5 protein-coding genes are annotated in these 4,024 nt (G+C 74.5%); 3 read left to right on the forward strand and 2 right to left on the reverse strand.

Going from position 1 to position 4,024, the window contains the following annotated elements:
- Window positions 1–1,429 (reverse strand): BON domain-containing protein (locus I53_RS18960; protein ID WP_251982366.1); only part of this gene is annotated, 1,429 nt, incomplete at its 3' end.
- A 212-nt stretch (window positions 1,430–1,641) separates the two neighbouring features.
- Here I53_RS18960 and I53_RS18965 point away from each other — a divergent pair.
- The 3 genes from I53_RS18965 (at window position 1,642) to I53_RS18975 (ending at window position 3,506) form a co-directional block, all read left to right on the forward strand.
- The gene (locus tag I53_RS18965) at window positions 1,642–2,676 is read left to right on the forward strand and encodes a hypothetical protein (protein WP_043353531.1); all 1,035 of its coding nucleotides are present in this window, start codon (window positions 1,642–1,644) and stop codon (window positions 2,674–2,676) included.
- Window positions 2,677–2,755: 79 nt separating this feature from the next.
- Window positions 2,756–3,004: a hypothetical protein gene (locus I53_RS18970; RefSeq protein ID WP_043353533.1), complete on the forward strand. Its 249-nt coding sequence runs from the start codon at window positions 2,756–2,758 to the stop codon at window positions 3,002–3,004.
- 148 nt (window positions 3,005–3,152) lie between these two features.
- Window positions 3,153–3,506 carry a hypothetical protein gene (locus I53_RS18975; RefSeq protein ID WP_043353535.1) on the forward strand — a complete coding sequence of 118 codons (354 nt, stop codon included), beginning with the start codon at window positions 3,153–3,155 and terminating at the stop codon, window positions 3,504–3,506.
- Between the two features lie 29 nt (window positions 3,507–3,535).
- On the opposite strand, the gene I53_RS18980 is transcribed toward I53_RS18975, so the two are convergent.
- Window positions 3,536–3,763, reverse strand: coding sequence for a hypothetical protein (locus I53_RS18980; protein WP_043353537.1), 228 nt, complete (start codon window positions 3,761–3,763; stop codon window positions 3,536–3,538).
- Window positions 3,764–4,024: the final 261 nt, after the last annotated feature.

Below are 4,024 nucleotides of genomic sequence, written 5' to 3' on the forward strand. Positions count from 1 at the left end.
GCCGATCGGCGGCGTCCCGGGCCGTGACGTGGCCTGTCCGGTCCAGCCGGGGGGCAGCGCCTCGGCCAGCCGGTCCGGGGTGCGGGCGGCGCCCTCCCGGTAGAGGCTTTCGCCGGTCAGGGGTCAGGGCGCGGTCCGAGACCGTGACGGTCCCGTCCGCGAGGTTCGCCACCAGCGGGGCGGTGGCGGCCAGCGCGTCCCCGAGATCCGGCGGGGCGCCGTCGGCGAGGCGGGTGCGGTCGATGACCGGTTCCCGGAACAGGCGCGGGCGCAGGGCGGCGAGCACCCGCTCCCGGGTCGCGGTGTCCGGCAGATGCCCGGTGAGGAGTACGGAATCGGCGGTCCGGCGGATCGCCACCCGGTAGGGCGAGAGCGGCCGCGCCGTGAGCGCCACCGGCCCGGCCGCCACGCCGGCGGGCCGGCCGTCGCGCATCAGCGCCTCGGCGTCCGGGAGCGCCTGCCCGTCGATGGCGTCGCCGGTCACCGAGACCGCCCCGTCCTGGAAGACCACGCGGCCGGACTGGATCAGCTCGGCGAGCTTGAACGCGAAGGCGATGAGGCCCTTCGGGTCGATGGCGGGGTCGAGGCCCCGGGCCGCCAGGAGCCGGTCCTCCACGGCGCCGCCGGCCGCCGCCTCGGTGGCTGCGCGCAGGGCGGCCTCGCGGTCTGCGGCCGAGGGAGTGAAGCCGTCGAGGACGACGCCCCGGCCGGATTTCTCCACGGCGAACCGGTACGCGGCCACCTTGGGCGGCAGGATCTCGATCCGCCCGATGCTGAAGCCCTCCGGCGGGTCCGAGAGCGCCGCCCGCAGGGCCTCGTAGGCCGGCACGTCCAGGGCCTCGCCCGAGAGGCTGAGCACGGTGTCGCTGAGGGCGGCCCGCCCGCCCTTGGCGAGGCCCGAGAGCCGGGCCGCCAGGAACGCGGCCGCGCTGGCGAAGTCCGGCGGCGCCCCCCGGGCGGCCCGGGCGGTGTCGTCGAGGCCTGTGCCGGGATGGAGGGCGCCGGTGATCCGCGCCTCCAGGGCCCGCCGGCCGATCTCCACCGGGCGGCTGCCCTCCAGGGCGATCCGGTTCGGGCCGGTGCGGATCGCCGCCCACTGGAAGGGCGCGGCGGTCTCCACGATGCCGACCTCGGAGACGATGCGGCGGGGGCCGTCCAGGGCCGCGAGGCGGGACAGCACGGTGGCCCGTTCGGCGACGTCCGGCGCCTCGCCGGCGGCCACGAGGTCGCGGCCGCTGGCCTCCAGGCGCAGCCAGGGCTCGCCGGTGGCGGTGGCCGTGCCGGACGCCACCGCCGCCCCCTCGGCCTCGAGCCCCTCGGCGATCCGCGGGGCGGCGTAGAGCGTCGCACTCGCCCAGATCAGCGCGAGGGCCGGCAGGCCGGCGAGCCAGCCGGCGCTGCGCAAGCCTGAGGCGAGGGTTTCGGGCAACGGTACGATCGCAGGTCGGGGCGCAGGTCCGGGCGGATCCGCCGCCGAGACCACACCGCCTTTCCGGCAGCATGAAGGCCGACGGTGCTCTTTCCGCGCCTGCGGCGGGCGTTCCGCGTCGGTGCGCCGCCGGAACCGGCCTCACGCCCCTCTGTTTCTCGGCAACAAATCTGTCCGGCTTTGTCTTCGTCCGCCGGCCTGCGGAGCGTGCCATGCGGTCCATCCTCGCCGCCCTGCTGCTGCCGATCGCCATCCCGGCTTCGGCGCAGAGCCTGTCGGCCACCGCGACGGTGCCGAGTTCGGCCTCGCCGGAGCCGATCACGCCCATCGCCAATCCCGGCCAGCTCAGCCTCGGCGGCGGCACCACCACCGGCCCTTTCCCGACCGTCTCGGCGCAGACCGGCGGCTTGGTGAATGCCGGCCAGCTCAGCTTCGGCAGCGCGGGCGGCGGCGGCCGCATCGGCGCCTCGGGCGGGCGGGCGGCTGGGCAATCGGCCGGGACTGCCATCGGCACATCGGCCGCGGGATCGACCGGTGCGGGCCAGCTCGGAACCTTGGGCTCGGCCGCGACCGGCGGCGCAGGCGTCTCCGGCTCCAGCCTCCGGACCGGGGGGACGATCGGCGCCAGCGGCCTGCGCAGCGGATTCAGCACCGCGTCGCGTTCGGGGCTGGGCACGTCACCGGGGAGCACCCTGTCGCTGACCAGCGGCACGATCGGTCTGGGTGGCGGGTCTGGCCTCTCCCTGGGCCTGGGATCCGGCGGCACGACCCGCACGGGGCAGACGACCGCCCTGACGGGCGCGGGCTCCCTCAACGGTCTCGGCAACGGCACCGCCACGGGGGTCGGCTCTGTCGGGACATCGGGAACGTTGTTCCCTGCGGCTGCGTCGGCCGGTCTCGCAGGCGGGACCGCCGACGCGGCCGCGATCGGAGCGTCCGGCACCACCCTGTCCAGCGTCGGGCCGTTCGGCGTGTTCGGGCTCGGGACCGGCGCGACCGTGAGCCCGGGCGCGGGCGCCTCGATTTCCGGAGCGGCCGGCGCGGGGGGCGTCGGAACGGGCGGGGCCGGGATCGTCGGGGCGAGCGGGCTCCGCGCGGACGACCCCGCACAAGCGGCCCGCATGCTCCCGTCCGGCGGAGGGGCGTTCGGCGGGGCCGGCATCGGCGGCGCGGCGGCCGCGCCGGTCCGGACCGGCGACCTCTGCGGCGATCCCCTGGCCGAAGCCTGCCTCGGCGGCGGCTTCTGAGCGCTTCCCGGGCCCGGAACCGGGCCGAACCGATGCCGTTCATCCTGTTCCGGCACCTGGGCCGGGACAGGAGGCAGAAATGAGTGTCATTCTGGGCCGTGTCTCTTTCGCGGCCGTTCTCGTTCTCGGCGTCTCGGGCGCAGCCCTGGCGCGCGATGCCGGCCCCAAGGCGCAGGGCGCCCATGGCGCGACAGGCCTGCACGGGATCGGTTTCAACGAGCCGAAATTTCGGTCGCACCTGCAGACCGGCAAGAATCAGCCCTATACGTGGCCGGTCAGCGACCGCTATCGCCCGGTCTCGCAGCCCTATTACGGTCGCGCTTACTGAGCCGCCCGGAGACCGCTCCGTCGAATGGATGAGTGGCGCCGCATCGGCCCCCGCGTCACACAGGGGCCGGACCGGGGCCCGTCATCGGGATTGGCGGGCACAGGCGCGGCTTTCCGTGCCGTGCCGGCTTCCAAGCCTGGAGAGTGTGATGCATCCGCTGACCCGGCTCGTCGTCGCAGGCCCCATCGTCGCTCCCCTCGTCGCCGCCTCCCTGCCGGGACGTGCCGGCGAGTTCGCGACGACGGCTCCGGTTCCCGGCATGGCCCTGACGCAGCCCGATCCGGGGATGGCCAACGGCGCTCCCGCTCCCGTCCTCCCGGCCCAGCCCGCACCGGTCGCGGCGGCGCCGGCGCCGGCACCCGTCCAGGCCGACCCGACCGGGGGGCGCCGACGTCCCCCGGGGCTGGGGAGCGGATTTTCATCCCTCGAAGGACGGCTTCCGAACCAGCGCACCGGTCTGCGACACCCGCACGTGGTGCGCGACATCTGCATCGGCTGCTGATCGTGACTGCAAGACCCGCGTCGCCCCGGCTATTGCAGGGATCGCGAGCGGGAATGCGCCTGGATCCAGCGCGGTGAGAGGATGTCACCGGCCTCGGTGATGATCCACGGCCGGGCGTCGTCGGACGCGATCGCCTCGAGCGCAACCGCGAGGGCTTCGCGCAGCGTCGCGAACGGGCGCCCCTCCGCGGAACGACCGGTCGCGCGTGCGGGCCAGATGGTGAGTTCGGCCCTTTTGTCGAGATCGGAGGGCGTCATCGGCGCATCCGTGATGCTTGGCATGGTGTGTGGGTCTACCGGGCCTGTGTGACGGGCATCTGGCGCCGGAGGCCGCCGATCCGGGTGCGCCCGTGCGGCTGCGACGAACCATCCGGCGCCCGGATCAGAAATTAAATGATGCGCGCGTCCAAGTTATATTTGAGAACCGGCCAATGGAAGTTTAGTTCATTTGCATCGAATGCATGGGCATTTAATTGTCGCCCTGCTCAGGCCCCCGGGAAATCCCGGGGACTTTGCAAA

Origin of the sequence: Methylobacterium sp. B1 (assembly GCF_000333255.1) — a bacterium.
In the GTDB taxonomy this organism is placed as follows: domain Bacteria; phylum Pseudomonadota; class Alphaproteobacteria; order Rhizobiales; family Beijerinckiaceae; genus Methylobacterium; species Methylobacterium fujisawaense.